The following is a 26,851-nucleotide window of genomic DNA, read 5'->3' as shown; positions in this document are numbered from 1 at the left end:
CCCGCCACTCTTATCTGAAAGGGCGACTGGTTTTCTCGACGTGCTTAGTGATAATGCCTGGGCTGTTTTTTCTCTATCGAGGGCCTTATCGCCTATGTGGTATGAAGGTTTACTTGGCTTGTCCGCCTGGCAACTGGTGGCAGTCACCCTGTTGATGACCCACGTGACCATCGTCGCGGTCACGGTCTATCTGCATCGCTATTCCGCGCATCGCTCCCTGGAGCTCAATGCCGGGCTCAAGCATTTCTTCCGTTTCTGGCTGTGGCTGACCACGGCGCAGAACACCCGCGAGTGGACCGCGATCCATCGCAAGCACCACGCCAAGTGCGAGACGGTCGACGACCCGCACAGCCCGGTGATCAAGGGCCTGTCCACGGTCATGCGCAAAGGCGCCGAGCTGTACCGCGAAGAAGCCCGCAACCCCGAGACCCTGCGCATCTACGGCAAGAACTGCCCGGAAGACTGGATCGAGCGCAACCTCTACAGCCGCTACAAGCTCGGTGGCGTGGCGCTGATGGCGGTGATCGACCTGCTGCTGTTCGGCACCATCGGCATCACCATCTGGGCGGTGCAGATGATGTGGATCCCGTTCTGGGCCGCCGGCGTGATCAACGGCCTGGGCCATGCCGTGGGCTACCGCAACTTCGAATGCCGCGACGCGGCCACCAACCTGGTGCCGTGGGGCATCATCGTCGGCGGCGAAGAGCTGCATAACAACCACCACACCTACCCCAACTCGGCCAAGCTGTCGGTGAAGAAGTGGGAGTTCGACATGGGCTGGGGCTGGATCAAGCTGTTCAGCCTGCTGGGCCTGGCCAAGGTCCAGCGAGTGGCGCCCATCGCCCATCGGGTCGAAGGCAAGGGCCACCTGGACATGGACACCGCCATGGCGATCCTCAACAACCGGTTCCAGATCATGGCCCAGTACCGCAAGCTGGTGATCGGCCCGCTGGTCAAGCAGGAACTGGCCAAGGTCGATCACTCGGTGCGCCACCAGTTCCACCGCGCCAAGCGCTTGCTGTCCCGGGAAACCAGCCTGCTGGAAGACCGCCACCACCTGCGCATCCAGAACATGCTGGAACACAGCCAGGCATTGAAGGTGATCTACGAGAAGCGCCTGGCGCTGCAACAGATCTGGGTCAAGACCAGCTCCAACGGCCACGACATGCTGGCCGCGATCAAGGACTGGGTCCACGAGGCCGAGGCCAGCGGCATCCAGTCCCTGCGGGACTTCGCCAGCCAGCTCAAGACCTACTCCCTGCGTCCTAGCGTCGCCTGATCCACGCCCCTCGCCACGGCATTGGCTGTGGCGAGGGGGCCGGTGCCCTGCTCCCCCTCTCCAGAGCCTCGACCGTCCGGCGTATCGCCCGGGCAGCCGGGAACTTCATGTTCCATCCTCTATCTCAAACAACACTTCGCCATCCAGGCGGGCTTGGTTGTAGCCGCTGTCGAAGCGGCACGCCCTTCGAGATATGTGCCGATGGTCAACAAGAATCCAGACATTCCATCTTCGCTCCCCCAATGGCCCGAGGCCGCGCAAACCCTACTGGCCCTGATGCATGCCCAGGGCGAAGTCGCCCGCCTGACCGAACGCGAGCAGCTGTTCAGCTCGCTGCTGGTCAGCGTCAACGCAGTACTCTGGGCCCTGGACTGGAGCAGCCGCCAGGTGCTCTACGTCAGCCCGGCCTATGAACGCATTTTCGGGCGCCCTGCCGGCCTGTTGCTGGCGGACTACAACCAATGGCGCGACAGCATCTATCCCGACGACCTGGAGTACGCCGAGCGCAGCCTGGCCCAAGTCCTGGAGAAAGGCGCCGTGGAGGACCGCGAGTACCGCATCATCGATGCCGCGGGCCAGGTGCGTTGGCTTAGCGACAAATGCTTTATCAACCGCAATGCCGAGCCCGGGCAGCGCCTGGTCGTAGTGGGTATCGCCGAGGACATCAGCGAAAAGAAGCAGCTGGAGGCCGAGCTGCAGCGCCTGGCCACTACCGATGCGCTGACCCAGAGCAGCAACCGCCGGCACTTCTTCGAATGTGCCAACCGCGAGTTCGAGCAGGCCCGCCTGCAGGGTTCGCCGCTGTCTTTCCTGCTCTTGGATATCGATGACTTCAAGGTGATCAACGACACCTACGGCCATCCCGAGGGCGATGTGGTCCTGCAGCGCATCGCCGAGAGCGGGCGCGCCGCCCTGCGCCGGGGCGACCTGTTCGGGCGTATTGGCGGCGAAGAATTCGCCGCCCTGTTTCCCGGTTGTGCCGTCGACATGGCGCGCCAGGTGGCCGAGCGCCTGCAACGGGAAATCCAGCGCCAGCACTTCAGCCACCAGGGCCAGGCCTTCAGCATCACGGTCAGCCAGGGCCTGACGGGGCTGCTGGCGGAGGACGAGAGCCTGGACAGCCTGTTCGCCCGGGCCGACGCGGCGATGTACGAGGCCAAGCGCCAGGGCAAGAATCGCATCGTCAGTGGCTGATTCGCCGTCCGGGCCGGGATAGACTGCGGCCCCCATGGCAATGGCGGCCCGCGCCGGACGCACGACCCGATGAACGAAGAACAACTGCTCAAGCGCATCAACAGCAAACGCAATGGTTGTCGGGGCAAGCGCCTGGTGTGCTTGCTGATCGGCGTGGCCCTGGTGGTGTTCGGGCTGGCCCTGGCCGTCAAGCTCGGGCCCCATCCAGCGCAGTTGCTGACCCTGCTGGCCGCCTGGCCGTTCTTCTACCTGGCCTTCCTGGCCGAAGACCAGACGGTCGATGGCTGGTTCGCGCTGTTCGAGCTTCTGGGCAACTGACCTCACTCACCCCTTGCGCAGGCGACTCAGCTCCGGCAGGCCGACCTTGAGCAGGCGCGCGGTCTTGCCCCGGGCCACTTCTTCCACTCCTTCCGAGGCTGGCAGGCGAGCCAACTGGCCGGCCAGGTTCATCACCAGGGCCTCGCGGGAATAGACGCCACCGCCGAGCTGATACACCGAGGCGATCAGCTCGCGCAGCTCCAGGGGCATGCGCCAGCGGGTGCGCAGGGCCGAACCGTAGGCGGCGCCAAAACGCTCCAGGGCATCTCCGACCTCCTCCTGATCGTCCAGCTCACCGCCCGCCTGCTTCCACTCCTGCAGGCAGCGCAGCAACGCCAGGTCGCCCAGGCGGTGCAACAGGCCGGCGCAGTAGCAACGCTCCTGGTCCAGGTCCAACAGGCGCGCCAGGGTCCGCCCATACTCCGCGGTGTGCAGCGACAGCCCCCAGTAGCGCTCGGCATAGTCGGCCAGGACCGGGTCGCTGAGGCGGGCGCTGCGCTTGAGGGTCAGGCCGAGGATCAGATTCATGCTCTGCCCGGTGCCGAGCCGCTGCAAGGCCTGGGACAGGGTCTGCACGCCGTCGCCATGGTGCTGGGCAGCGCTGTTGGCAGCGGCGATCAGCACGGCGGTGACTTGCGGGTCGGTGCGGATTTCTTCCTCCAGCAAGCGCAGGTCCAGCCCTTCGGGGTGCAGGCTGCGCTTGACCGCCAGTTGCACGTCGGTCAACAGGGGCGCGCCGTCGGCCAGCTCGCGGCGGTGTTCGAGAAAGCTGTACAAGGTCGTACCGGGCGTCAGGCTCGGGACCTCGCAGGAGACCTCCTGGCCAGCGTCCAGCAGCAAGCCCTGCAGGCGCTGGGTCAGGCCTTCCATGTTCAGGGGCTTGGTCAGGTAGGCAGTAGGCGCCAGGGGCAACGCCTCGCGCACGCTGGCACTGTCGCTGCGCACGCTAAGGAGAATGAACGGCTGCAGCGGGTTGCGCTTGCGCTGGCGCACCGCCCGCAACAGCGCCAGGCCATCGATACCCGGCAGCTCCCAATCGGCAATGACCAGGTCGTAGGGCTTGGCGCTGAGCAGGTCCATGGCTTCCTGGCCATCGGCACACAGGTCCAGGCGCGCATCGCAGCGTACGTTGAGCAGCACTTGGGTCAGCAGGTCGCGGGACCAGGGATCGGCCTCGGCGATCAGCACGCGAGGTACAGCAGGTAGATCGACAGCGGTCATGCAGCACGCTCCGGTAACTATGGGTGCACCTTAGTCAAAGCCGCCGGATTCATACAGCCAAAAACACCGATGGCCTCGAAAAAACCGGGAAAAGTGCCCGGTAAACGCCTCCCAACACATCAGCCCTTTGCATCGAACCCTGCGCACCAGAGCCCTGGAACGACTTGCGGGGAAGGTCGTTGCGTGAAAAATAAAAACGTTATAATGTTTCATTCGAGAACAGTTCTCACACTTGGATCGAGTGTCAACGACGTTTTCAGCCTGGACAGAGCAAGGCTCATCGACGAGCCACGGCAGGCCGGTTGGACAGCGGCGAACTTCATGCTTCGTTGAGTTAAGGGACTACAGATGAACCCGTTGTACGGATCAGCACAACGTTGTGCGTGCACGCTCTTGGCCGGTGTGTTTTCAGCCTGTTGCAGCCTGCCCGCCGTCGAAGCGCAGGAGGTCCGGGAAGAGCGCAAGGCCGCTCCCCTGAGCCTGGACACCAGCCATATCGTCGCCCCGCCCCTCAACGATGCCTACGAGGTGAATGCCGGGGCCTTCGGCGCCAAGACAGCCATGGAGATCCCCCTGGTCATCCAGAGCTACGACGCCAAGACCATCGCCGACTCGTCGGCGCGTACCGCCGTCGATGTGCTGAGCCTGGACCCCTCGATCCTCAGTGCCTCCGCCGGTAGCGGCTTCGACAATTTCCGCCTGCGCGGCTTTGCCATGGACAACTTCAACACCATCCGTCGCGATGGCCTGGCATTGGCCCCGCACCACGACTTCCCCCTGGAGAACGTGGAGCGCATCGACGTACTCAAGGGGCCGTCGGGCTTCCTGTACGGGGTCAATTCCCCTGGCGGCACGATCAACTACATCCCCAAGCGCCCGACCCTCGATCCCCTGCTCAAGCTGACGGTCCAGGGCTCGTCCCTGGCCGGGCGCTACGTCGCCATCGACAACAGCAACTCCACCGCCGACGGCGCCTTCGGCTATCGCCTGAATGCCGGCTACGAAAAGAACGGCGACTACGATCACGCCCGGGACATGGAGCGCAAGTTCATCGGCCTGGCCACCGACTGGCGCTTGAGCGACCGTGCGCTACTGCAACTCAACGGCGACTGGTCGTGGAAGTCCACGGTGGCCGATCCCCTGCTGCGGGCTGACCAGAGCCACCGGGCCAATCCACTGGATGCGTCCAGCTACGTCAGGCCGCCGAAGATCAACCGTCGCGACCTGCTGACCGGTTCCTGGTTCCGCCACCAGACCGAGGGCAAGAACCTCGACGCCAAGTTCGAATACACCCTCAGCGACAACTGGACCTCCATCACCCAGGCCAACTATTCGCAGGTCGAGCGCCACGGCGGCTACAACGACCTGTTCAACATCCAGCCCAATGGCGACATCGGCACCGCCGACCTCTATGTTTCCCGTGGCGAGGTGTTCAGCACCTGGTCGCTGCAGTCCTACCTGGCGGGCAAGTTCAACACCGGCAGCCTCTACCACGATGTGTTCCTGGGCACCGGCTACAAGCAGTTCAAGGACCGTAGCCCGGCCTGGGACGATATCAACAGCGCCAATCCCGGGGTTCGCGTCAGCGACGTTTCGGTGGGCAACATCCGCCACCCGGTGCAGCCGCCCAAGCATCATTTCGGTCCGGAGAACGACATCGAGTTCGTCTCGCGGATCAAGGAAAGCTCGGTCTTCGCCAGCGACCTGGTGTCTCTCAACGAGCAGTTCCAGGTGCTGCTCGGTGGGCGCTACATCTGGTACCGCGCCGATCATCTGTCGGCCAACGCACTGCCCCAGCGCCATGACGTGTTCGTCCCCAGCGGCGCCCTGATCTACCGCCCGCTGGACAACCTGATGACCTACGTCAGCTATTCGCGCGGCCTGGAGAAAGGCGACTACGCGCCCTGGAATGCCACCAACAAGAACCAGCCCACCGATGCCATCGAGTCCGAGCAATACGAAGTCGGGCTCAAGGCCGAGCTCGACTCACGCGCAAGCCTGGGCCTGGCGCTCTTCGAGATCCGCCGCAACGCCAGCTACCTGGACACCAGCAACACCTTCGTCAGCAAAGGCCAGTATCGCCACCGGGGCATCGAGCTCAACCTCAGCCACCGGCCCACCGACTCGCTGACCCTGGACGCCAACCTGGCCTATCTGGCAACCCGCTTGGAGAACGTGGACGACCTCAGCGTCGCCGGCAAGCGCACCGAAGGCGTGCCGAAATGGAAGGGGACCTTCGGTGCCCAATACCAGTTGCAAAGCGTTCCCGGCCTGTCCCTGGACAGCACCCTGAGCCTGGTCGGCAGCCGTCCGGTGGATGCCCAGAACAGCGGCTACATCCCCGGCTATGCCCTGCTCGACGCAGGTGCCAGCTACCGCACCCGACTAGGCGAAACGCCGGTGACCTATCGGCTCCACGGCAAGAACCTGACCAACACCTATTACTACGCCAGCACCTATTACCAGGGCGGCCTGGAAGTGGGACGCGAACGCGAGGTGTTCCTCTCGGCGCGCTTCGAATTCTGACCTGACACGGCGTCGGCACAGGGTTGCCGGCGCCAGCGCCTCTGCCAAGGATGAAAACGCCAGTCATGCACCTGCCTTCACGCTCCAACGCCAGCCAGCCTTCCAACCCATTGGCCAGCCTGCGCCATGCCCGCGTCGACGACCTGCTGCGCCAGCACCCGGCAGCCCTGCACGACCTGGTGCAGGGCCTGGGTTCGCCCCTGCACCTGATGCTGCCGCAGGTGTTCGTGGAGAACATCCGCCAGTTCCAACGCACCTTCGACCAAGCACCAGCCACGGGCACGCTGCTATTCGCGAAAAAAGCCAACAAGGCCGACTGCCTGATCCAGGCCTGCTCCCAGGAGGGCATCGGCGTTGACGTGGCCAGCGTCGGCGAGCTGGAAAGGGCCCTGGGCGGCGGCGTACCGGGCCATGCCATCGGGGTCTCCGGCCCGGAAAAAAGCGAGCGCTTGCTGGCGCTGAGCCTGAGTCACCAATGCCTGTTGGCCATCGATTCGCCCAGCGAGTTGCAACGCCTGCTGCACCTGGCGCGCCACCGTGACCAACAGGCCCGGTTGTTGTTGCGTTGCCTGCCCGAGAGCCAGCCCGAGAGCCGCTTCGGCCTCGACCCAGGGCAGTGCGCACAGGCCATTGCGCTGTGCCGGGAGCATCCCCGCTGGTTACGCCTGATGGGGTTTTCCTTCCACCTCGGCGGTTACTCCAGCGAGCAGCGCGCCCAGACCGCCAATCGCTTGCTCGACCTCTGCGTGAGCACCCGCGCGGCGGGCCTGGAACATTGCCGACGCCTGAACCTGGGGGGCGGCCTTGCCGTGCGGTACGTCAGCCCCGGGGCCTGGGCCCGCTTCCTCCAGCAGGACCGGCCCAACCACTACCACGGTGCCCGCACCTTCAACGGCTTCTATCCCTACGGCGCACCGCGCGCCACTGCCGACGCCCTGGCGGACATTCTCGCAACCCCGGTGGACACGGCCATGACCCTGGCGCAGAAGGCCGAGCGGCACGCCATCGAGTTGATGATCGAACCCGGCCGGGCACTGCTCGACCAGGCCGGCATCAGCGCCTTTCGCGTCCAGGGGGTCAAGGACCGGGGTGACGGCTACGCGCTGGTCACGGTGCAGGGCAGCAGCTTCAGCCTCTCCGAGCAGTGGTTCAACAGCGAGTTCCTGCCCGAGCCCTTGCTGCTCCCCGCCGAACCCCGCCCGGCCGCGCCCTTTCTCGCCTGTGTCGGCGGCTCGACCTGCCTGGAGTCCGACATGCTGACCTGGCGCAAGATCCGTTTCGACCAACCGGTACGCCCCGGCGACCTGCTGGTCTACCTCAACACCGCCGGCTACCAGATGGACTCCAACGAGTCGCCGTTTCACGAGGCCCGGTTGCCCCACAAGGTCGTCATCGAACTCGACGGCCCCACCCTGCGCTGGAAGCTCGATGGGCTGGCGTGAGGTTTTGCTTGCCAACAAGGAGTCAGGATGAACAGCTCAACGCAATACGCCGCGCCCGGCGAACTCTGGGTGCTTGCACAGGCCGACCTGGAAGACCTGGGGGTACGCCACGAGGATGTGCTCAAGGTGGTGGAGCAGGCCTACATCGCCCTGCGCAATGGCGACTCGCAGAACCCGCTCAAGACCATCGTCGAGCCGGCGGACCAGCGCTCCATCAGCTACTCGATGGTGGGGCGCGACGGCGCCAGCCAGACCCTGGGCTTCAAGGTGGTGTACGAGCACGACCCGCAGCGCCAGCGCGAGGCCTACCGCTTCCACTCCTTCATCTTTCTCTGTGACGATCGCAGCGGCCAGCCCATCGCCTTGATGGACGTGGCCCAGTTGGGGCCAATGCGCACCAGCGCGACCTCGGCGCTGATGGCCCGGGCCGCCTGCCCCGACGCCCGCACGGCACTGGTGGTCGGCAGCGGCGTGCAGGGGCAGATCGCCTTGCCGATGCTCCTGGCCGCCCTGCCCGGGCTGCAACGCCTGCAGGTCTATGGCCACTACGCCGACGGCCTCAAGGCGGTGCGCGAGAATCTCCAGCGCCACTGCCCGGGGCGCGAGGTCGAGGTGGTCGAAGACTTGCCGCAGGCTGCTGCGCAAGCCGACATCATTCTCGGGGTGGCCGGCCTGACCGCCCGCCAGCAGGTCAAGCGAGCCTGGCTCAAGCCCGGGGCCGTGGCGGTGCTGGTGGGCTACGGCATCGATGCCGATGTGCTGCACGGCGCCGACTACCGCATCGCCACCGACAGCGCGCAGATGCGCGTCACCAGCGCCGACCTGGCCGCCGCCGACGGCAGCCTGCCGGACATGGACGCGCAGTTGCCGGACATCCTCCTCGGCCACGCCCCGGCACGCCGCCATGAGCGGGATATCGTCTTCGCCTACAACAGCGGCATGGTGGTCACCGACGTGGCCCTGGGGCGCTACCTGGCGGACCTGGCCCTGGCCAGCCGACGCGGGCAGAGGGTCAAGCTATGGTGAGCCCGACTTCCCGCACCCCATCGCCGTGGCGCCAGGAATTCCTGCCGCTGCTATTGCTGGCCGGCCCACTGATCCTCACCAACCTGGCCCACGTCGCCCTGACCACCATCGACATCGTGGTCCTGGGCGCCCTGGGTGCCCGGGAGATCGCCGCCGGTGGCCTGGCCCTGGCCCTGTTCAACCAGCTGCGCACCACCGGCACTGGCCTGGTGACCGGCGTCAGCAACCTGGTGGCCCAGGCCAACGCACGCCAGGACCACGGACAGATCCGCCAGCTGCTGGTGGCCGGGCTGTTCTGGGCGACCCTCAGCGGCGTGCTGTTCATCGGCGTGCTGCTGCTCCTGGAGCGGCCTCTGGTCTGGCTCGGGCAAGACCCGCAGGTGGCCAGGGACACGGTGCAGTTCCTCGCCATCATTGCCCCGGGCCTGTTGCCCTGCCTGTGGTTCCAGGCCCTGCGGCATTTCACCGTCGGCCTGAAACGCCCGGGGCCGCTGCTGGCCATTACCCTGGTGTCGATCGTGCTCAGCGCCGGGCTGAACTACGGATTGGTGTTCGGCAAGCTCGGCCTCCCGGCCATGGGTTTCCAGGGCGTGGCGCTGACCAGCAGCCTGGTGTTCCTGCTGTCGCTGCTGATGTTCCTCGGGGTGGTGCTCAAGGACCGCCAGCTCGCGCAGTACCTGGATCTCAAGCGACTGCGCTGCTCCTGGGCAACATTGGGCGCGGTGTGGAAGCTCGGCCTGCCGATTGCTGGAACCTACGCGTCGGAAGCCGGCTTCTTCAGCGTGCTGACCCTGCTGATCGGGACCCTGGGCATGGAAGCGCTGGCGGCACAAACGGTGCTCAACCAGATCATCTACATCGTCTTCATGTTTTCGGCCGGGGTCTCCCACGCGGCCTCGATCCACATCAGCGAAGCCCATGGCGCCGGCCAGTACCACCGCGCCCGCCAGCTGGGACACATGGGCCTGGTGGCCGGCGCCGCGCTGATGCTGCTGTTCGCGGTGCTCTACCTGCTGTTCGCGCAGCAGATCGTGACGCTGTTCATTTCCGCCGAACAGTCCACCAACCAGCAGGTACTGAGCCTGACCGCCAGCGGCCTGCTGATTGCCGCGCTGCTGCAGTTCTTCGATGCCGCGCAGAACATCGGCAACGGCATCCTGCGGGGCCTGGGTGACACCGCCGGGCCCTTTCGCCTGTCCCTGTACGGCTACTGGCTGGTGGGCCTGCCCGCCGCCTACGGGCTGGGCGTACTCGCAGCCAACGGCATCTTCGGCATCTGGATCGGCCTGGCCATTGGCCTCGCCGTGACCGCGCTGCTGCTGGTGTTGTCGTTCGAGCGGCAGATCAAGGCCCTGCTGGCCCAGCGCCATCCGAGCCAAACCCAAGCAGGCGGCATGCACGCTGCCAAGGAACCGACATGACCCGCGACCGCTCCGCCGCTGTCCTCAAGCTGCTACGCCCCAGCGTGCAGGCCCTGCCCCTGTACGACCCCGGGGCGGACCCGGAGCAGGTGGCGCAGCACTGCGCCGGGCAGCCGCTGCTCAAGCTCAGCAACAACGAGAACCCCCTGGGTGTGGCGCCCGCAGCCCTCGCCGTGCTGCGCGACTATCGTCCGGAGCTGCTCGGCCTGTACCCCGACCCGGCTTGCCTGGCGCTGCGTCACGCCCTGGGCGAACGGCTCGATACCCACCCCAGCCAGCTGATCATCGGCAACGGTTCGGAGAATCTGCTGGAGCTGCTGTGCCTGGCCTTTCTCGACCCGGGCGACCGGGTCGTGACCCAGTCACCGTGCTTCGGCCTGCACGAGATCTTTCCCCTGATGATGGCGGCGCAGGTGACCAAGGTCGCGCCGCACCCGGACTTTTCCTGCAACCTCGGCGCCTGGCGCAGTGCCCTGGCCGGGCCAAGCAAGATGCTGCTGATCAGCAACCCATCCAACCCCCTGGGCACCATCTTCGACCAGCAGGCCCTGGCCCAACTGATCGGTGCGGCCGCCAGCGATACCCTGCTGGTGATCGACGAGGCCTACTACGAGTACGCCTGCGCCGACCCGGACTTCCCCGAGGTACTGGGCCTGCTGCGCGCCCAGCATAGGCCCTGGATCGTCCTGCGCACCTTCTCCAAGGCCTATGGCCTGGCCGGACTGCGGGTGGGCTACGGGATTGCCAGCGATGCCAGCCTGGTGGCCGCCCTGGATCGGGTGCGCACGCCCTACAACATCAACCAACTGGCCCAGCAGGCCGCACTGGCGGCCCTCGGCGACCAGCAACACGTGGCCCGCAGCCGGGCCTTTGCCGCCCAGGTGCGGGCGCCAATGATCGAGGCCCTCGGTGCAGCCGGGTTCCAGGTCGCGCCCTCGCGTACCCATTTCCTGTTCATCGACACCGGAGTCGACGCGCAGGAGGTCAACCGGCGCCTGCTGGCGCAAGCCATGATCATCAAGGCCTGGCGTGAACCGGGTTACGAAACCTGCATCCGCATGACGCTGGCCCAACCTGACGACAACGCACGCTTTCTCGCCGGCCTGCAACAGGCCGTACAGGCCCTGCGCTGAATCCACCTGCCCAGCCCGGGCGCCGCTGCCCGACCGTTCACTCTATGGAGGTCACCATGCACTCGCCACAAGCCGATTGCGCCATCAAGCACCAGGTTTCCGAGCTGATCGGCGCCTCTCCTTTGCTCCAGCTCCATGAAACCGCCAATGGCAGCCGGGTGCTGCTCAAGCTCGAACAATTCAACCCCACCGGCACCGCGAAAATCCGTATGGCCCGGCAGATGATCGATGAAGCCGAAGCCCTGGGCCTGTTGCAGCCGGGTGGGCAGATCGTCGAGTCCACCTCCGGCAATACCGGCCTGGGCCTGGCGCTGATCGCCGCCGAGCGCGGCTACCGCTTTACCGCCGTGGTCGATCACCACTCCAGCGTCGATAAACTGCGTGGCATGCAGGCCTTCGGCGCCCAGCTGGTTCGGGTCGGGAGCCCGGAGGGTGGACTGGCCACCGCCGACCGTGACGCCACCGCCGAGCGCATCGCCCGGGAACAGGGCGCCTACTGGACCCAGCAGCACCACAATCCGGCCAATGCCAACGGCTACCGGGCCCTGGCGCAGGAGCTGCAGGAGGCCCTCGACGGGCGCCTGGATTACCTGTTCGGCGCGGTCGGCACCGGCGGCTCTTTGTGTGGCACCGCCCGCGCGCTCAAGGCGTATCACCAGCAGGTGCAGGTGGTGGGCGTGGAGCCGGTAGGTTCGGTGATTTTCGGCGGCCCCGGCGGGCCCTACCTGCAGTCCGGTACCGGTACGCCGGAAGGCGCCGAGATCGGCGCCCTGATCGACTACCCGCTGATCGATCGCGGCCTGAAGGCCAGCGATGCCGAGGCCTTCGAAACCGCCCGCTACCTGGCGCGCCATCACGGCCTGCTGGTGGGCGGCTCCGCCGGCGGGGTGATCTACCACGCGCTGCGCCAGGCCCAGGATTGCCCGGCGCACAGCGTGATCGTCGCCCTGGTTTGCGATGGCGGGGAAAAGTACCTGGACACGGTATTCAACGATGAATGGATGGACCACCACCAACTGTTCGACCCCGGGGTCCAGCAACGCCTGGCCGGTTGGCTGGCCGGGGCCTGAAACCCGGGCAAGAAAAAGCCGCTGGGGCCAGGGGCGCCAGCGGCTTTTGCACAGCGGGCCTTCAGGCCCGAGGGTCACGCCAGCTCAGCGAAGCACTCGGCGATGATCGCCAGGCCCTTGTCCAGTTGCGCATCCGGGGCGGTCAGCGGCACCAGCACCCGCAGGACGTTGCCGTAGGTGCCGCAGGACAGCAGGATCAGGCCCTTGTCACGGGCCTTGGCCACAACCTGGGCCACGGCGGCGGCGTTCGGCTTGTGGCTGTCGCCATTCTCGAACAGCTCGACCGCGATCATCGCGCCCAGGGCACGGACTTCACCGATCACTGCCGGGTGCTTGGCCTGGATGGCCTTGAGGCCGGTCACCAGGCGCTCGCCGACGGCCTTGCAGCGGTCCAGCAGGTGCTCTTCCTCGAACACTTCCATCACGGCCAGGGCCGCGGCGCAGGCGATCGGGCTACCGGCGTAGGTGCCGCCCAGGCCGCCTGGGGCGATGGCGTCCATGTACTCGGCCTTGCCGCATACGCCAGCCAGCGGGAAACCACCGGCGATGGACTTGGCGAAGGTGGTCAGGTCGGCGGCGACGCCCATCTGCTCCATGGCGAAGAAGGTGCCGGTACGGCCAGCGCCGGTCTGCACTTCGTCGGCGATCAACAGGATGCCGTGCTGGTCGCACAGGGCGCGCAGGCGCTTCATGAATTCCTTCGGCGCAACGTAGAAACCACCCTCGCCCTGCACTGGCTCGATGATGATCGCAGCGATGTCACGAGGCTCGGCGTCGTTCTTGAAGATGCGCTCGATGCTGGCGATGGAGTCGTCGATGCTCACGCCGTGCAGCTCGTTAGGGTACAGCGCGCGGAAGATGCCGCCTGGCATCAGGCCCATGCCGGCCGAGTACGGCACGACCTTGCCGGTCAGGCCCAGGGTCATCATGGTGCGGCCGTGGTAGGCGCCGGTGAAGGCAATCACGCCGGCGCGGCCAGTACTGGCGCGGGCGATCTTCACGGCGTTCTCGACGGCTTCGGAACCGGTGGTCACCAGCAGGGTTTTCTTGGCGAAATCACCTGGCACCTTGGCGTTGATTTTTTCGCACAGCTCAACGTAGGGCTCGTAGGCCAGGACCTGGAAGCAGGTGTGGGTCAGCTTGTTCAGCTGCTCGGTCACCGCGGCGATGACTTTCGGGTGCACGTGACCGGTGTTGAGCACGGCGATACCGCCGGCGAAGTCGATGAACTCGCGGCCTTCGACGTCAGTGACGCTGGCGTTCTTCGCGCTGTCGGCGAAGATCGGGTGGATCTGGCCCACGCCACGCGGTACGGCGGCTTCACGGCGTTTCATCAGGGATGCGTTGGTCTTGCTCATAATGTCCTCATTCACCGCGGCGGCCGCGGTGCGGTTCAAGGGTTGCGGGGCGGGGAGGCAACGGTGGCAGCATGCGATGATCGACTGCCGCCGTGGTCCCGGGCCACCTTGAATAGTGCGGTTTTAAAACTGCGCGAGGGACAGCGCTCTCGTGCCCCGCGCGCTTGAAACCGGATCAGATACCCAGGCAGAGGTATTTGATTTCCAGGTAATCCTCGATCCCGTACTTGGAACCTTCGCGACCCAGGCCCGAAGCCTTGATGCCGCCGAATGGCGCCACTTCGTTGGAGATCAGGCCGGTGTTGACCCCGACCATGCCGTATTCCAGGGCCTCGGCCACACGGAACACGCGACCCAGGTCGCGGGCATAGAAGTAGGAGGCCAGGCCGAATTCGGTGTCGTTGGACATGGCGATGACTTCGGCCTCGTCCTTGAAGCGGAACAGCGGCGCCAGCGGGCCGAAGGTTTCTTCCTTGGCCACGGCCGCGCCCTTGGGCACGTTGACCAGGATGGTCGGCTCGAAGAAGTTGCCTTCCATGGGCTTGCCGCCGGCCAGCAGGGTGGCGCCCTTGTCCAGGGCATCCTTGATGTGTTCCTGGACCTTGGCCACGGCTTTTTCGTCGATCAGCGGGCCGGTGGTGGTGCCCTCTTCCAGGCCGTTGCCGATCTTCAGCTTGGCCACGGCGGCCTTGAGCTTCTCGGCGAAAGCGTCGTAGACCGAATCCTGGATGTACAGGCGGTTGGCGCAGACGCAGGTCTGGCCGTTGTTGCGGTACTTGGAAATGATCGCGCCCTCGACCGCCTTATCCAGGTCGGCGTCGTCGAACACGATGAACGGTGCGTTGCCGCCCAGTTCCAGGGAAACCTTCTTGATGTCGTTGGCGCATTCGGCCATCAGTTGGCGACCGATCTCGGTGGAGCCGGTGAACGACAGCTTGCGCACGATCGGGTTGCTGGTCAGCTCGCCGCCGATGTCGCCGGCGCTGCCGGTGACCACGCTCAGCACGCCTTTCGGGATGCCGGCACGGTGGGCCAGTTCAACCAGGGCCAGGGCCGAGAACGGGGTTTGCGAAGCGGGCTTGATCACCATGGTGCAACCGGCGGCCAGGGCCGGGCCGGCTTTGCGGGTGATCATGGCGGCGGGGAAGTTCCACGGAGTGATGGCCGCGGTCACGCCGATCGGCTGCTTGATCACGATCAGGCGCTTGTCGGGCTGGTGGCCGGGGATCACATCGCCGTAGATGCGCTTGGCTTCTTCGGCGAACCACTCGATGAAGGAGGCTGCGTAGGCGATCTCGCCCTTGGCCTCGGCCAGTGGCTTGCCCTGCTCCAGGGTCATCAGGCGACCGAGGTCGTCCTGGTTCTCGATCAGCAGCTCATACCAGCGGCGCAGCTTGGTGGCACGCTCCTTGGCGGTCAGGGCACGCCAGGCCGGCAGGGCCTTGTCGGCGGCTTCGATGGCGCGACGGGTTTCGGCGGCCCCCATCTTCGGCACGGTACCGAGGATCTCACCGGTGGCCGGGTTGTTGACCTTGATGGTCTGGCCGCCGTCCGCATCCACCCAAGCACCATCGATATAGGCTTGTTGGCGGAACAACTGGGCATCTTTGAGCTGCATGTCGGATTCCTTAACAGCACCGCGCATACGCGGGGCAAATTGTGATTGTAGAAAAGGCGCCTTGTCGGCCGTCGAGCGCAGCAGCGCATGCAACGGACGGAGCAAAGCTGCCGTCAGGAAAATCGTTCACTGGGTCGAAGCATGAAAAATGTCGCACACAAGGATAGACGTGCGCTTGGGCACCCAGGCAAGAGCGTTTGAAATCTCAAACGAATCCTAGGAGCAAAGGGGGTAAAAGGACAATAGGGCGTTCGAAAAAAAGAACGTAAACGTCCCCAAGGCGAAAACTTTCGGATCAACGTCATCGCTGCGCCATAAAGACAACGCCCCCGCTGCCTGCTGGCAACGGGGGCGTTGGCATGCCGCCAGGAACAATCAGCTGTTGAGCGACTTGAGCACGGTCAACAGGCTGGCGAGGTTGTCGACCACGCCGCCTTGGGCGATTTTCTCGGCGGTGGCCGCTCCGGCGGTGGTGTCGACGCTGTAGATCTGCATTACGCCCTGGTTGGTAGCCGCCTGGGCCAGGGTGTTCTGCTGTTGCTGGGCCGAAACCGAGTTCTGGAACAGGATGGCCACGGACTGGCCCATGGACTGGAAGACAGTGCCCATGGCTACGGCGGGGGCCTCGGCGACCACCTTGACGTTGCTCTGGGTCACGGCATCGGTGATTTGCGGACTAACTGTGCTCATAAAAACTCCATTTTTTTAGCAGGAAGAACTCAACTGGGGACTAAGCCGTCAGGCCTTCAGACCTGGAAGGACTTGAGTACGGTCAGCAGGCTGGTGAGGTTGTCGGCGACCCCGCCCTGGGCGACCTTCTCGGTTGCCGCGGCACCGGCGGTGGTGTCGACGCTGTAGATCTGCATCACGCCCTGGTTGGTCGCGGCCTGCGCCAGGGTGTTTTGCTGCTGCTGCGCCGAGACCGAGTTCTGGAACAGGATCGCGGTGGCCTGGGCCATGGATTGGTAGATGGTGCCCATTGCCATGGCCGGCGCTTCGGCGACGACTTTGACGTTGGTCTGGGTGACGGCATCGGTGATTTGTTCATTTACAAGTGGCATGGCTCAACTTCCTTTGTTTGATACACGGAGCATTCCGTGTCATTGAGTGAACGTGGCAGGCCATGGCCTGTGAACCGGCCCCGAAAGCCGCGCCCGAGCCGGCTCAGCGCGACCCCGGGCGACCATTGCCGGGACTGGACTGCCTGAGCACCTCCTCGACCTTTTGCGTGAGCTCGGCCAGCTGTTTTTCCACCGTGTTCTTCACCTCGGCCTGCACCATGGCGCTGACCATCGCCCTGAGCGTGGGGTCGTTCACCGGGCCGGCGGGTTCCGGCGGGGCTGGCGCCGCCTGGCCCTGGGCCGCGATGGCCGCCAGCAGTTGCGAGAGCACCAACTCACGGGCCTGGGGGTCGGCCCTGTCGGTGGCCCTGGGGCTGGTCACCTGGTCGAGGATGCTGCGGGTGCGCTGGCTGTCGGAGCGGATCAGTTCCATGGCCTGCTTGCGGGCCTGCTCGACGCTCTGCTGGGCGTTCTGGGAAAAGTCCAGGGGCTTGTCGCGGATGAACGCATCGAGCACCTGGCTTTCGACCTGGGTCAACGGACGTTTCAGGTAGGCTTCGGCAAAACGCTGGATCATTTCCAACGCATTAAGGTCTTCATTCGCCATCTCATGCTCCTTGTCGATGAATGGCGCTGAAGCACTGGGTATCGGGTGGGTCGGACTTCAGCGCCCAGGATGAAAAAAGAGGCCTCGCGGGCCCCCGGCACAACCTCCCCGGGTGCCTTGCGCGCCCGGGGAGCGATGTTCAGGATGATGCACGGTTGGCCAGGGTATCGGCGTACTTGGCGATGCTGGCATCGATCTTGTCGATGGCCCCGGCCGCCGCATCGGCTTCCATGGCCCCCGCGGCAGCCGCCACCGCCGCGGCCGCCCCCACCATCAGGTCGGTGGCCAGCACGCCCAATGCATCTTCGGCGGCCCCCGTGACGTTTTCCTTGACGATGTTTTCGGTCATCTGCTTGATCAGCACCGCCTGGGCCGCCAGGGCCAGCTTGCTGACCCCATCGAAGTATCCGGCGGCCGACTGCGCCACCAGGCCGGCCGCCTGGCTGATCATCATGTCCGGAGGCACGGCGATCTGCGCCGGGGCATAGCTGAAGGCCTCGGCATTGGTGAACTGCACCGCCTGCACGATCTGGCTGTTCAAGGCAGAGGTGTTGCCGGTGTCCGGGTTGTTGGCCTTCTTGAGCAACTGATCGTTCAACATCCCCATGATCGAGACTTTGTCGCCGCCCGTGGACGGCGGCACATGCGGTGCCGGCTCAGGCGGCGGCACCGGGTCGGGCGCCTTTTCCGGGCCCGGCTCCAGCGTTATCACGGGCTCGGGTTTTGCACCGACTTCATCCGTGCGAGGGGTTTTCTTCTTGAACCAAGCCATGACGCTTCTCCCGGGCCATCAGCCCTACTCGCCGATCGCCATGATCAGGGCCACGGCCTTGGACACCACCGCATTGGAGATCTGGTTCAGCGCCTGCTGACTGTTGACGGCGTTCTGCAACGACAAGCCCGCGGAATGGCTGGCCACCTGGTACAGCGAGGCAATGGACTGGGCGGGGGCCTCGGCCACCACCTTGACGTTGGTCTGGGTGACGGCATCGGTGATCTGCGAGTTGACCATGGGATCTGGCATACATCTCTCCTTAGATGGAATGGCCCACCGCAGGGGCGGCGGCGCCGGCTACAGCGTCGAAAACAGGCTCACTGAAAGAAAACGCTCCGGCAGGCCCGTTGTGAATCCTCGTCATGCTTCAGCGCAGCTGCTCGCGCAGCAATTGCACATGCTTGCGGGCCAGGGGCTGGTTGATACCCAGCTCGGCGGCGATGTGCGGGTAGGGCAAATCCTCGATGAACTTCAGTTCAAACAGCCTGCGCTTCTTGAAAGACAGCTTGGCGACCCTGCGACTGAGCTGGACCAGGGCTTCCTGCAGCTCCACATGCTCGAGCACCGATATTTGCGGGGCCTCCAGTTGCTGCACCGGGTCCTGCTCGAAGTCGGCCAGGTCGACGAACAACCGCTGCTCCCGGGTTCGTCGCCGGCAACTGTCGAGAAAGACATGCTCCAGGACCAGGAACAGGAAGCCCTGGGGGTCGCGAATCCGCTCCGGCGAGCGGCGAAAGAACAACAAGGCCTTGATCGCCGTGGCCGCCAGCCATTCCTGGGCGCCATCGGCATTGCCCCGGGCCAGTTGTCGGGCGCGGCGCTGCAAACCGGGCAGGACCGCTCGCCAGCTCGACTCGAACAGATGATCGGCCAGCGCCGCCTCCAGGCCACCTTGCATGGAACAGTTCATCTACCGCACCTCCCTGTGCCCCGTGATTGCACGGACATGGCTGCAGGGTGCGCCGGGGCAGAAGATCGGTTCAGCGGGAAAAACTACCGCCGGCCCCGGGGTTTCCGGGGATCGCGACCGGCAACCACACGCGCATGAAAACCAGCGTGGACGCCCCGGGTGGACATAGGTATGATGTCGCCCGCACTGCACTCGTAGCTCAGCTGGATAGAGTACTGCCCTCCGAAGGCAGGGGTCGTGGGTTCGAATCCCGCCGAGTGCGCCAGCTTCAACGAGAAAGCCCCAGGCCCATGGCCCGGGGCTTTTTTGTTGGCTCGGCCAAGGCCGGACGACAAGGGCATGGCCACCCGGGCCTGCCCAGGCGGAGGGCAACTTGCTACATTCCTCGCCCCCAGGACAGGAGGTCCCGATGCTGCGCCATCCCCTGCTCGACCAACCGTACCAGCCAACCTTGCAGAGCTGGATCGCCTGTTTCACCGGCTACCGCATGCCCGAGGCGCTGGATGCCGAGTTGAGCCGCTATGACCCCAATGATCCCGACGACCGTGAGCACCTGATCCGCCGCTATTGCCTGGCGCGGGACGATGTGCGCGAGAACTTCCGGCATCGGCAGCAGCGGGTCCTGGCGCTGCAAGCGGCCGTGGCCGATGCGCACTACGACTTCGGGCAGGTCTGGGAACCGCCCGAGGACGACTACGAGGACCCGCAGTGGCCCAGCGGTTGGCCGGAGCGAGTGATCGATAGCCGCGACTTTTTCCAGCGCCTGCTGCGTGCTGCCCGCGAGCTGTGGCACGACGACCTGGCCCGTGCGCAGCTGCCCTCGCTCAAGCAATGCCAGGAGATTGCCGAACGGGATCGCGGCAGCCGCGACTGGCTGTTCAGTGTCGATAACCCCGAGGCCTGGAAAGCGCAATTCGGCCTCGCCGCCACGCCCTACGAGCTGCAGACGCCCGGCCCACAGTTCCATGGCGAACGACTGCGCCTGGCCCTGTCCGGGGAGTTGCCCCGCCTGCTCCTGCCCGCCAGCTGGAACAGCCCGCCAGGGCCGAGCCATTGCAGCTTGGTGCTGGAGATCCAGGGCATCAGCGAACTGGCCATGAGCGGCACACGCTTCGATGGGCCCATGCGTGCCCAGCTCACGCGCTTGACCCCCGGTTACTACGTGCGCCTGGAGATCGGCTTCGACAGCGTGATCGAATGCGTGGCGCTATCTGTGAGCATTGCCCAGGTCAAGGGAACACAAGATGAAAAGCCACTTTGAAGAGGCGCTGGAGCGTGAGGAAGTGCTGCAGTTCTTTCGTGGCCAGGGCCAGTACCTGACCCGGGACGGCGATTGGGACGAGCACCTGTACTGCATCAACTGGCCGGGAATCTTCAGCTACCTGCGCGACAACGCCGACGGCGCGCAGCAGCTCAGTGCCAGCTTCGAGCTGTATGCCTACAGCATCGAGCAAACCCTGGAAGACTGCTTCGGCCTGCGGGAAAACCTGTTCAACTACTACTCGACCCGAGCCCGCCTGGCGCCTGGCAGCGCCGACCTGCTGGGGCAACTGCCGCCGGCCTGCAAGCGGCGGATCGTCCAACGCCTGGGCTGGTATCGCTGGCAAGTGGAAAACCACCATCGGCTGCTGCCGGAGCGGGCCCGGCGCATGAGCGCGGATGGCGCCTGCACCGAGTTCCTCAACCTGCCTGCCATGCCTTACGCCTGAAGATTCAGGCTGCCGGGCTCATTGAGCCTCGTCGGCCTTGGGCAGGTCTGCCTGGGCCTGCGGCGCCAGCGCTTCGGCATCGTCCTCTTCGGCCTGTTCAAGGTCGAAGTCCTTGCGACTCTCCTTGATGGCCTGACGGATCTGTGCGCCCTTGATCGGGCAGTTCAACATTGCCGCAATGCGGTCGATGCGAGGTGCCATGGACGGCCTCTCAAGTTCTGGAAACGGCCACGATAGTGCGCGTTTTCCGCCTTGAGGGCCAATCCTTGTGCTTCACCGCCGACGCAAGGCGTGCAAGCGGCTGTCCAGGTCCTCGTCCGGGTAGGCGGCATAGAGCTTGAGCAACAGCTCGGCCGCCTCGCGGTTATGGCCGCCGTCCCACAGGCGCAACACCTCCTTCAGGACCGGGTCCAGCCGCTCGGTGGGGCTCGGACCGAGCGTCGCGGCCATGCGCTTGGCCAGGTGCGATGCATGGGCCTCGGTGGGGACGTCCGATTGCGCGAGCCGTTCCTCCTGCCGGTCCATGTGCGGTGCCATGGCGAAGCTGCTGGTGGGCGCCGCCGGGGCGGGAGCGCTCAGGGCACCGGATGCCTCGGCCGATGCCGGTTCCGGGGCTGGTACCGGGGCCATCTCGGCCTGTTCCATCGCCCGGGGCCTGGCCTTGGCTGCCGCAGGCTCCGGGGCCGGGGCTCGCGCCGGGGCGAAGACCTGGGTCGGGTACTGCTCCGGAGTGCGCTGCACCATACCGATGATCAAGGCCACGCCGAACAGGCTGGCAAAGGCCACCTGGTAACGCGGACGCTGGCAGGCCTGCAGCCAGCGCTGCCACCACCCGGCACGGGGGGCGGGAGCCTCGCGGCGGGCAGCAGCCAGGATCAGGGCGTCGAGATGGGCCGGCGGCGCCATCGCGCTGTGCTCGCGCACATGGGCCAGCATCTGCTCCTCGGCGGATGGGGTCTGTCGGGCGTCAGTCATGTGAGTACCTCCTCGGCCAGGAGCCGACGCAGTTTTTTCAGTGCATAACGAAAACGGCTTTTCACCGTCTCCAAAGGTGCCTGGGTCAGGCTGGCGATCTGCGGCAATTCCAGCTCGCCGTGGGCCCGCAGCAGGAACACTTCACGCTGGTCTTCGGGCAGGTCTTGCAGGGCCGCCTCGATGCGCTGCCGGTCGCGGCACAGGCTCAATTGCTGTTCGGGCCCAGGGGCCTGGTCAGCCTCGGCATGCAGTTGTTCGTCATAGCTGTCGTGCAGTGGGTTGCGCACACCGTGCTTGCGCCAGTGGTCGATCAACCGATTGCGGGCAATCTGGTACAGCCAGGTGCGGAAGCTGGCCCGGCCCGATGGCCCGCTGGTGCTGCGGATCAGGCTGAGCCAGGTTTCCTGGTAGACCTCTTCGGCCAGCTCCGCCTTGCCGGACAAACCGAGCAGGAAGCGGTACAGGCCCTGGCGATGGCGCTGGTACAGCAGTTCGAAGGCCGCACCTTCGCCAGCACGATAACGCGCCAGCAGCGCTTCGTCGCTGCTGGCGTCGGGGGACGGATGGGGAGCAGACATAGGGCGCTGGAACTCCTGTTCACTGCTCGTCATGGCTCTACTCAAGGCGGCTTTGCACGGCATGCTGGCCCAGCGCATCGGCCGCCCGATCTTTGGGGAATTGAGTTTGCAGACTTTGCGCCAGCTCCACCAGCTGTACGAACTCACCACGCAATCCGTAGGGGTCATCGCCCTTGGCGCCCCGCGCCAACTTGGCGGTGTCGGCCAGGCTGAAATCCGCGGTGTAGCGACCGTCCTTGAGCTGCTGGGAGAACGCCGCCACGGCGGCGGCAAACCGCAGGTCGGGGCTGGCCTTGGCCAGCTCCGTCGGCTGCTGGGTGCTGATCGGCCGCTCGATCAATCGGCTGCTGCCCCCTTCCGGCGCCTTGTAGCGCACCCGCAGCATGGCCAGCTCATCGGCCTTGCCGCTGGTGGCGGAAGTCTTGGCCTGGCCGTAGCGCAGCGGCTCCAGCCAGCCCTTCTCGCCCACCGGAACCACTTCATACAACGCCGTGACGGTATGCCCCGAGCCGATTTCCCCGGCATCGACCTTGTCGTTGCTGAAGTCTTCGCGCTTGAGCGCCCGGTTCTCATAGCCCAGCAGGCGATATTCGCTGACCTGGGCCGGGTTGAACTCCACTTGCAGCTTCACGTCCTTGGCCACCACCGCCAGGGTCGAGCTGAGCTGGTCCACCAGCACCTTGCGCGCCTCGCGCAGGTTGTCGATATAGGCGTAGTTGCCATCGCCGGCGTCGGCCAGCTGCTCCATCAGGTGCTCGTTGTAGTTATCCACGCCAAAACCCAGGGTGGTGAGGGACACGCCGCTCTTGCGCTTCTCGACCGCCATGGCCTTGAGGCTGTCGAAGTCGCTGACCCCGACGTTGAAGTCGCCGTCGGTGGCCAGCAGGATGCGGTTGATGCCCTTGTCGATGAAGCCCTGCTGGGCCATCTGGTAGGCCATCTGGATGCCCGAGGCGCCAGCAGTGGAGCCTCCGGCGGTGAGTTGGTCGATGGCGTTGCGGATCTTGGCCTTGTCGCGGCCGGAGGTGGGTTCGAGCACCACCCGCGACTCACCGGCATAGACCACCAGCGATACCCGATCCTGGTCGCGCAGTTGGTCCACCAGCAGCTTGAGGGTGCTCTTGACCAGGGGCAGGCCTTCGCGGCGGTTCATGGAGCCGGAGACATCCACCAGGAACACCAGGTTGGCCGGGGCCAACTGGGCCACCGCGCGATCCGAAGCCTTGATGCCGATGCGCAGCAAGCGGGTATGGGGGTTCCACGGCGTGGGCGCCAGCTCGGTGGTCACGCCGAAGGGCGAGCCATCGCTGGGCAAGGCGTAGTCGTAGGGGAAGTAGTTGACCAGTTCCTCCAGGCGCACCGCGCCTTCGGGCGGCAGGCTGCCCTGGTTGAGCAAGCGGCGGACGTTGGCGTAGGCGCCGGTGTCCACGTCGACGCTGAAGGTCGACACCGGGGCCTCGGCCACGCTGTGGATCGGGTTGTCCGGCAGGGCCTGGTACTGCTCGCGCGGCTCGTCCCGGTAGGCCTGGAATGACTCGCGGTACTCTGCCGGGGCCGGCATGGGCGCGATCATCGATACCGGGCGCAGGCCGCGCTTGGCCAGGGACGTATCGGCACGCGGCCTCTCGTACTGGGCCTCAGGCGCCGCCTGCAGGGCGCCCTGGGCCACAGCCTCCGCAGTGGCATCAGGCTTGGACGACACGCCGCAACCGGCAATCGCCAACAGCAGGCCAGCGATGGCGAAACCCTGGGTGGCCGGGCGAAGGAAATGCAGAGGAAGGGACATGGGGGCTGACCTCGGGGAAGAAATGATCCATTCCCCCCTTCAGACGAAGCGCCTTGGCGATTCGGGTTAAGCCCCTGAAAAAAACTTCAGCGCGAGTAGCGGCGCACCACGCTGCTATTGCGCAGTACATGGCCGTTGATCTTCTCCAGCAGCTGGGCGCGGGTCAGCCCGGCAGGCAAGGCCTCGGGGGGCAGGTCCAGGGCGAAGATCTGGATGATGTAGTGATGGGCGCTGTCGCCCACCGGCGGGCACGGCCCCATGTAGGTGGTGCTGTTACGGCTGTTGATACCGGCCAGGCCTTCCAGGTTCGGCTTGGTGCCGGCGCCGGCCGGGAGCTGCCGGGTGCTGGCCTTGATGCCGTAGTGCACCCAGTGATCGACACCCTGGCCCTTGGCGCCATCTGGATCGTGCATGACGATGGCGTAGCTCAAGGTCCCGGCAGGGCCGGCGGTCCAGCTCAGCGCCGGGGAGTTGTTATGCCCGCCACAGCCCTTGGCATCGCTGGCGTTGCCGGTGGTGAACAACCGATCATCCGACACCCCGGGCACATTCAGGGTGAAACGCTCCTGGGCCTGCACGGGAAGTTGCAGGCACAACAGCACGGCACCAGCGGCCAGCCAAGTATTGCGGGAGGCAAAGCGAGACATACGAAAGCACCTTTTGCGGATGAAAGCGGGGTGAGCACCAGACTATAGCCGGCTTGAATGAATGCGCCCCTTCACGCAAGGCGCGGTGGGAGATTGAGCTTGAGTGCGGGGGTGGTTGTAAATTAAAAAATGCGGAATTTTCCAGCCAAAACCACCCTGGGCACCGGGGCCCAGCCGGTAACCAGGCGCAGAGCGCTCCTCAAGCAGGGTTTCATCAGCCGCGTGAATCTCCCGCCATCCCCACGGCTGGTGGTATTGGCCCGCTAGCGTTGCCTGCGCACTGGCGAGCCCTGGTCGACGCGATGGCGCTTTGCATTGGCAAATGCAGGACGACGTCCAGGACTTGCTGCCCCCGGACCGCTCTTCGATAATCCGATGATCACGACAATCAATGGCCCAGGAAAGGTGCTTGGAGCACCAAGGACGGAGCCTCAACATGGACGTACAGGCTGCAGCGCGGTTTGGCGATGAAATCGCCCATGGATTCGGAGTTGCAGCGATGATCGCCGGCGCGGTCGCCGGGGCTCTCATCGGTGCAGCCATCGTCGCGGCAACTGCCGCAACGGGCGGCCTGGCGGTGGTGATCCTGGCGGGTTCGGTCGCCGCTGGCGGCCTGTCGATGTTCCAACTGGTGAAGGGACTGTCGACCATCTTCGATTTGCCCGAGCCAACCACCGGCGAGCTCATAAGGGGCAGCCCCAATGTCTTCGTCAACCTGCGCAACGCCATGCGGGCCGGTGAGGATGTATCGAGTTCCTGTACCGGCTTTCCCCTGGGGCATCCGCCCTGGCCGCTCCCGGTCACCATCGCCGAAGGCAGCGCTACCGTGTACATCAACGGCAAGCCGGCGGCGCGCCTGACCAGCAAGATGACCTGCGGGGCACACATCAAGTCCGGTAGCCAGGACACCTTCATCGGTGGCCCGACGCTGCAGGTGGAGTTCGTGCTGGATATCGAGGGCTGGCTGCATACCGGCCTGGAGGTGTTGGGCCTGGTCGCTGCCGCAGGTGCCCTGGTGCTGGCGGCCATGGCTGGCGCGGCAGCCCTGCTGACCACCGTGGAGGTGGGCGCCGCGATCTATGGCGGCATGGAATTGCTCGGCCACATCGGCGACCAGCTCGGTCCGGGCTACCGTGACCTGCTGCAAGGTATCGCCGGCCTGGCGCTGCTCGGCGCCGGGCCGAAAATGGCCAGGAGGAGTGCGGAGCGCAACGCCGCGCGACTGGCCAACCAGTCGCAGGTACTGGAAGTGCGCACGGCCTCGGAGGTCAACAAGTTGATGATCGCCAAGAAGGAGTTGCCAGCGTGGCTGGAGGGAACTCTGGTCAAGACCGAGATAGTGCCGCCAGGAACGCGATACCAGATGGTGGTCGCCAAGGGCCAGGCCGAAGGCATCATGCAGGGCAAAAAGTTCTTCGGCGGATTCGCCACCCCCGATGCGGTTCCCAACCAGGCCTATGCCCGGGATAAACTGGTGATCCTCGAGCGGTTCAAGCCAGACGTGTCCTATGTGATCACCGTCGAGACCACCGCCCCGCAAAAGATTCACAGTGGCATCACCGGCCCGCTGGAGAACTACAAGGGCGGGGTGAGACAAGTGGAGTTCCTCGGTGACAGGCTTGTGAAAATAGTCGGCACGCCTAAAGTGCTGCCTGTGGAGTGAAAATTGTGATCAGTGATTTCGAACGCATCCGGGAAGACGGCAAGGTCATCGACGAAAACATGACAGTGGACCGGATGATCGCCCTCGGATGGTCTCCTTGCCTGGTCGTCGAGGCACGCTGGCGCTGGCAGGAACAGCTCCTGAGCGTGGCCAATAGCCGCGGCCTGCTGGCGATCGTGGTACCGAATCGGCAACACCTCGCCATTTTGTGGAACGATGACGACACGGGCATGGCCGCGACCCTCTACGTGGTCTCCGGCGACCGCCAGCAACAGATCCGGATTACCGACCAGTTGCTGATCGATGGCCAGCTCGAGACCGGCGTCTACACCTGGTTCGAACAGTTCCCGCAGGATTCGCCCAGCGTCTTCACCTGCATGTTCAGCCGACAACGCGACCAGGCGATGTTCAGGGTGGATATCGACGCGGCGACCGGCGACATTCTTTTGATACAGCATTCCCGCTGAACACCCTTGTGCCTGGATGCCGCGCAACAGCACATGGCGCAGCGCACCAGGCGCATCACGGGCGGCC

27 protein-coding genes and 1 tRNA gene are annotated in these 26,851 nt (G+C 65.3%); 14 read left to right on the top strand and 14 right to left on the bottom strand.

Annotation, left to right across the window (positions count from 1 at the left end):
* Nucleotides 1-94: 94 nt before the first annotated feature.
* From desA to I9018_RS01050, 3 genes are all read left to right on the top strand, one after another.
* Complete coding sequence (gene desA / locus I9018_RS01060; protein ID WP_068578890.1) at nt 95-1,279, top strand: delta-9 fatty acid desaturase DesA; 1,185 nt, start codon at nt 95-97, stop codon at nt 1,277-1,279.
* Nucleotides 1,280-1,480: 201 nt separating this feature from the next.
* Nucleotides 1,481-2,473 (top strand): sensor domain-containing diguanylate cyclase, encoded by a 993-nt coding sequence (locus tag I9018_RS01055; protein ID WP_241108527.1) that lies wholly within the window; start codon nt 1,481-1,483, stop codon nt 2,471-2,473.
* 69 nt (nt 2,474-2,542) lie between these two features.
* The gene (locus I9018_RS01050; protein WP_068578894.1) at nt 2,543-2,791 is read left to right on the top strand and encodes a hypothetical protein; all 249 of its coding nucleotides are present in this window, start codon (nt 2,543-2,545) and stop codon (nt 2,789-2,791) included.
* A gap of 6 nt (nt 2,792-2,797) precedes the next feature.
* Here I9018_RS01050 and I9018_RS01045 read toward each other — a convergent pair whose 3' ends face one another.
* The gene (locus I9018_RS01045) at nt 2,798-4,012 is read right to left on the bottom strand and encodes a response regulator (protein WP_241108526.1); all 1,215 of its coding nucleotides are present in this window, start codon (nt 4,010-4,012) and stop codon (nt 2,798-2,800) included.
* A 348-nt stretch (nt 4,013-4,360) separates the two neighbouring features.
* On the opposite strand from I9018_RS01045, the gene I9018_RS01040 reads away from it, so the two are divergent.
* From I9018_RS01040 to I9018_RS01015, 6 genes are all read left to right on the top strand, one after another.
* Nucleotides 4,361-6,538, top strand: a complete 2,178-nt coding sequence (locus I9018_RS01040) for a TonB-dependent siderophore receptor (protein ID WP_241108525.1) — start codon at nt 4,361-4,363, stop codon at nt 6,536-6,538.
* A gap of 65 nt (nt 6,539-6,603) precedes the next feature.
* Nucleotides 6,604-7,980, top strand: a complete 1,377-nt coding sequence (locus I9018_RS01035) for an alanine racemase (RefSeq protein ID WP_241108524.1) — start codon at nt 6,604-6,606, stop codon at nt 7,978-7,980.
* A gap of 27 nt (nt 7,981-8,007) precedes the next feature.
* On the top strand, nt 8,008-9,006 hold the full coding sequence (locus I9018_RS01030; RefSeq protein WP_241108523.1) for a hypothetical protein: 999 nt from the start codon (nt 8,008-8,010) through the stop codon (nt 9,004-9,006).
* A complete protein-coding gene (locus I9018_RS01025) occupies nt 9,003-10,427 on the top strand; it encodes an MATE family efflux transporter (protein ID WP_241108522.1) in 1,425 nt (474 codons plus the stop codon). Before I9018_RS01030 ends, I9018_RS01025 begins: the two co-directional genes overlap by 4 nt.
* Nucleotides 10,424-11,560 (top strand): aminotransferase class I/II-fold pyridoxal phosphate-dependent enzyme, encoded by a 1,137-nt coding sequence (locus I9018_RS01020; RefSeq protein WP_124345459.1) that lies wholly within the window; start codon nt 10,424-10,426, stop codon nt 11,558-11,560. The genes I9018_RS01025 and I9018_RS01020 overlap by 4 nt, the downstream gene beginning before the upstream one ends.
* A 56-nt stretch (nt 11,561-11,616) precedes the next feature.
* Nucleotides 11,617-12,630, top strand: a complete 1,014-nt coding sequence (locus tag I9018_RS01015; RefSeq protein WP_241108521.1) for a cysteine synthase family protein — start codon at nt 11,617-11,619, stop codon at nt 12,628-12,630.
* A gap of 74 nt (nt 12,631-12,704) precedes the next feature.
* Here the strand turns inward: I9018_RS01015 and gabT are convergent, their stop codons facing one another.
* From gabT to I9018_RS00975, 8 genes are all read right to left on the bottom strand, one after another.
* The gene (gene gabT / locus I9018_RS01010; protein WP_241108520.1) at nt 12,705-13,988 is read right to left on the bottom strand and encodes a 4-aminobutyrate--2-oxoglutarate transaminase; all 1,284 of its coding nucleotides are present in this window, start codon (nt 13,986-13,988) and stop codon (nt 12,705-12,707) included.
* A gap of 175 nt (nt 13,989-14,163) precedes the next feature.
* Nucleotides 14,164-15,606: an NADP-dependent succinate-semialdehyde dehydrogenase gene (gene gabD, locus I9018_RS01005; protein ID WP_068578910.1), complete on the bottom strand. Its 1,443-nt coding sequence runs from the start codon at nt 15,604-15,606 to the stop codon at nt 14,164-14,166.
* Nucleotides 15,607-15,981: 375 nt separating this feature from the next.
* Entirely contained in the window at nt 15,982-16,296 is a 315-nt protein-coding gene (locus I9018_RS01000) for a RebB family R body protein (RefSeq protein ID WP_241108519.1), read from the bottom strand.
* Between the two features lie 56 nt (nt 16,297-16,352).
* Nucleotides 16,353-16,667: a RebB family R body protein gene (locus I9018_RS00995; RefSeq protein WP_068578913.1), complete on the bottom strand. Its 315-nt coding sequence runs from the start codon at nt 16,665-16,667 to the stop codon at nt 16,353-16,355.
* A 103-nt stretch (nt 16,668-16,770) separates the two neighbouring features.
* Nucleotides 16,771-17,274, bottom strand: coding sequence for a hypothetical protein (locus I9018_RS00990; protein ID WP_124345457.1), 504 nt, complete (start codon nt 17,272-17,274; stop codon nt 16,771-16,773).
* 139 nt (nt 17,275-17,413) lie between these two features.
* Nucleotides 17,414-18,046 (bottom strand): hypothetical protein, encoded by a 633-nt coding sequence (locus tag I9018_RS00985; RefSeq protein ID WP_241108518.1) that lies wholly within the window; start codon nt 18,044-18,046, stop codon nt 17,414-17,416.
* 24 nt (nt 18,047-18,070) lie between these two features.
* A complete protein-coding gene (locus tag I9018_RS00980; RefSeq protein ID WP_031321382.1) occupies nt 18,071-18,298 on the bottom strand; it encodes a RebB family R body protein in 228 nt (75 codons plus the stop codon).
* A 118-nt stretch (nt 18,299-18,416) separates the two neighbouring features.
* Nucleotides 18,417-18,959, bottom strand: coding sequence for a sigma-70 family RNA polymerase sigma factor (locus I9018_RS00975; RefSeq protein WP_225926549.1), 543 nt, complete (start codon nt 18,957-18,959; stop codon nt 18,417-18,419).
* A 188-nt stretch (nt 18,960-19,147) separates the two neighbouring features.
* Between I9018_RS00975 and I9018_RS00970 the strand changes: the two genes are divergently transcribed.
* From I9018_RS00970 to I9018_RS00960, 3 genes are all read left to right on the top strand, one after another.
* Nucleotides 19,148-19,224, top strand: a tRNA-Arg gene (locus I9018_RS00970).
* Nucleotides 19,225-19,368: 144 nt separating this feature from the next.
* Nucleotides 19,369-20,220 carry a hypothetical protein gene (locus I9018_RS00965; protein WP_241108517.1) on the top strand — a complete coding sequence of 284 codons (852 nt, stop codon included), beginning with the start codon at nt 19,369-19,371 and terminating at the stop codon, nt 20,218-20,220.
* Complete coding sequence (locus I9018_RS00960; protein ID WP_241108516.1) at nt 20,204-20,668, top strand: hypothetical protein; 465 nt, start codon at nt 20,204-20,206, stop codon at nt 20,666-20,668. Before I9018_RS00965 ends, I9018_RS00960 begins: the two co-directional genes overlap by 17 nt.
* An 18-nt stretch (nt 20,669-20,686) precedes the next feature.
* On the opposite strand, the gene I9018_RS00955 is transcribed toward I9018_RS00960, so the two are convergent.
* From I9018_RS00955 to I9018_RS00935, 5 genes are all read right to left on the bottom strand, one after another.
* On the bottom strand, nt 20,687-20,869 hold the full coding sequence (locus tag I9018_RS00955) for a hypothetical protein (RefSeq protein WP_124345456.1): 183 nt from the start codon (nt 20,867-20,869) through the stop codon (nt 20,687-20,689).
* A 72-nt stretch (nt 20,870-20,941) separates the two neighbouring features.
* Nucleotides 20,942-21,643 carry a hypothetical protein gene (locus tag I9018_RS00950; protein WP_241108515.1) on the bottom strand — a complete coding sequence of 234 codons (702 nt, stop codon included), beginning with the start codon at nt 21,641-21,643 and terminating at the stop codon, nt 20,942-20,944.
* On the bottom strand, nt 21,640-22,221 hold the full coding sequence (locus I9018_RS00945; protein ID WP_124348305.1) for an RNA polymerase sigma factor: 582 nt from the start codon (nt 22,219-22,221) through the stop codon (nt 21,640-21,642). Before I9018_RS00945 ends, I9018_RS00950 begins: the two co-directional genes overlap by 4 nt.
* A gap of 37 nt (nt 22,222-22,258) precedes the next feature.
* Entirely contained in the window at nt 22,259-24,007 is a 1,749-nt protein-coding gene (locus I9018_RS00940; RefSeq protein ID WP_241108514.1) for a VWA domain-containing protein, read from the bottom strand.
* Between the two features lie 86 nt (nt 24,008-24,093).
* A complete protein-coding gene (locus tag I9018_RS00935; RefSeq protein ID WP_185701654.1) occupies nt 24,094-24,654 on the bottom strand; it encodes a YbhB/YbcL family Raf kinase inhibitor-like protein in 561 nt (186 codons plus the stop codon).
* 436 nt (nt 24,655-25,090) lie between these two features.
* On the opposite strand from I9018_RS00935, the gene I9018_RS32680 reads away from it, so the two are divergent.
* Both I9018_RS32680 and I9018_RS00925 read left to right on the top strand, forming a co-directional pair.
* The gene (locus I9018_RS32680) at nt 25,091-26,317 is read left to right on the top strand and encodes a PAAR domain-containing protein (RefSeq protein ID WP_277398085.1); all 1,227 of its coding nucleotides are present in this window, start codon (nt 25,091-25,093) and stop codon (nt 26,315-26,317) included.
* Nucleotides 26,314-26,784: a hypothetical protein gene (locus tag I9018_RS00925; protein ID WP_241108513.1), complete on the top strand. Its 471-nt coding sequence runs from the start codon at nt 26,314-26,316 to the stop codon at nt 26,782-26,784. The genes I9018_RS32680 and I9018_RS00925 overlap by 4 nt, the downstream gene beginning before the upstream one ends.
* Nucleotides 26,785-26,851 lie beyond the last annotated feature (67 nt).

Source organism: Pseudomonas sp. MPFS (assembly GCF_022537035.1).
Classification (GTDB): Bacteria; Pseudomonadota; Gammaproteobacteria; order Pseudomonadales; family Pseudomonadaceae; genus Aquipseudomonas; species Aquipseudomonas sessilinigenes.
The sequence above is the reverse complement of the archived record's forward strand: the minus strand, read 5'-3'. Positions and strand labels throughout refer to the sequence as shown.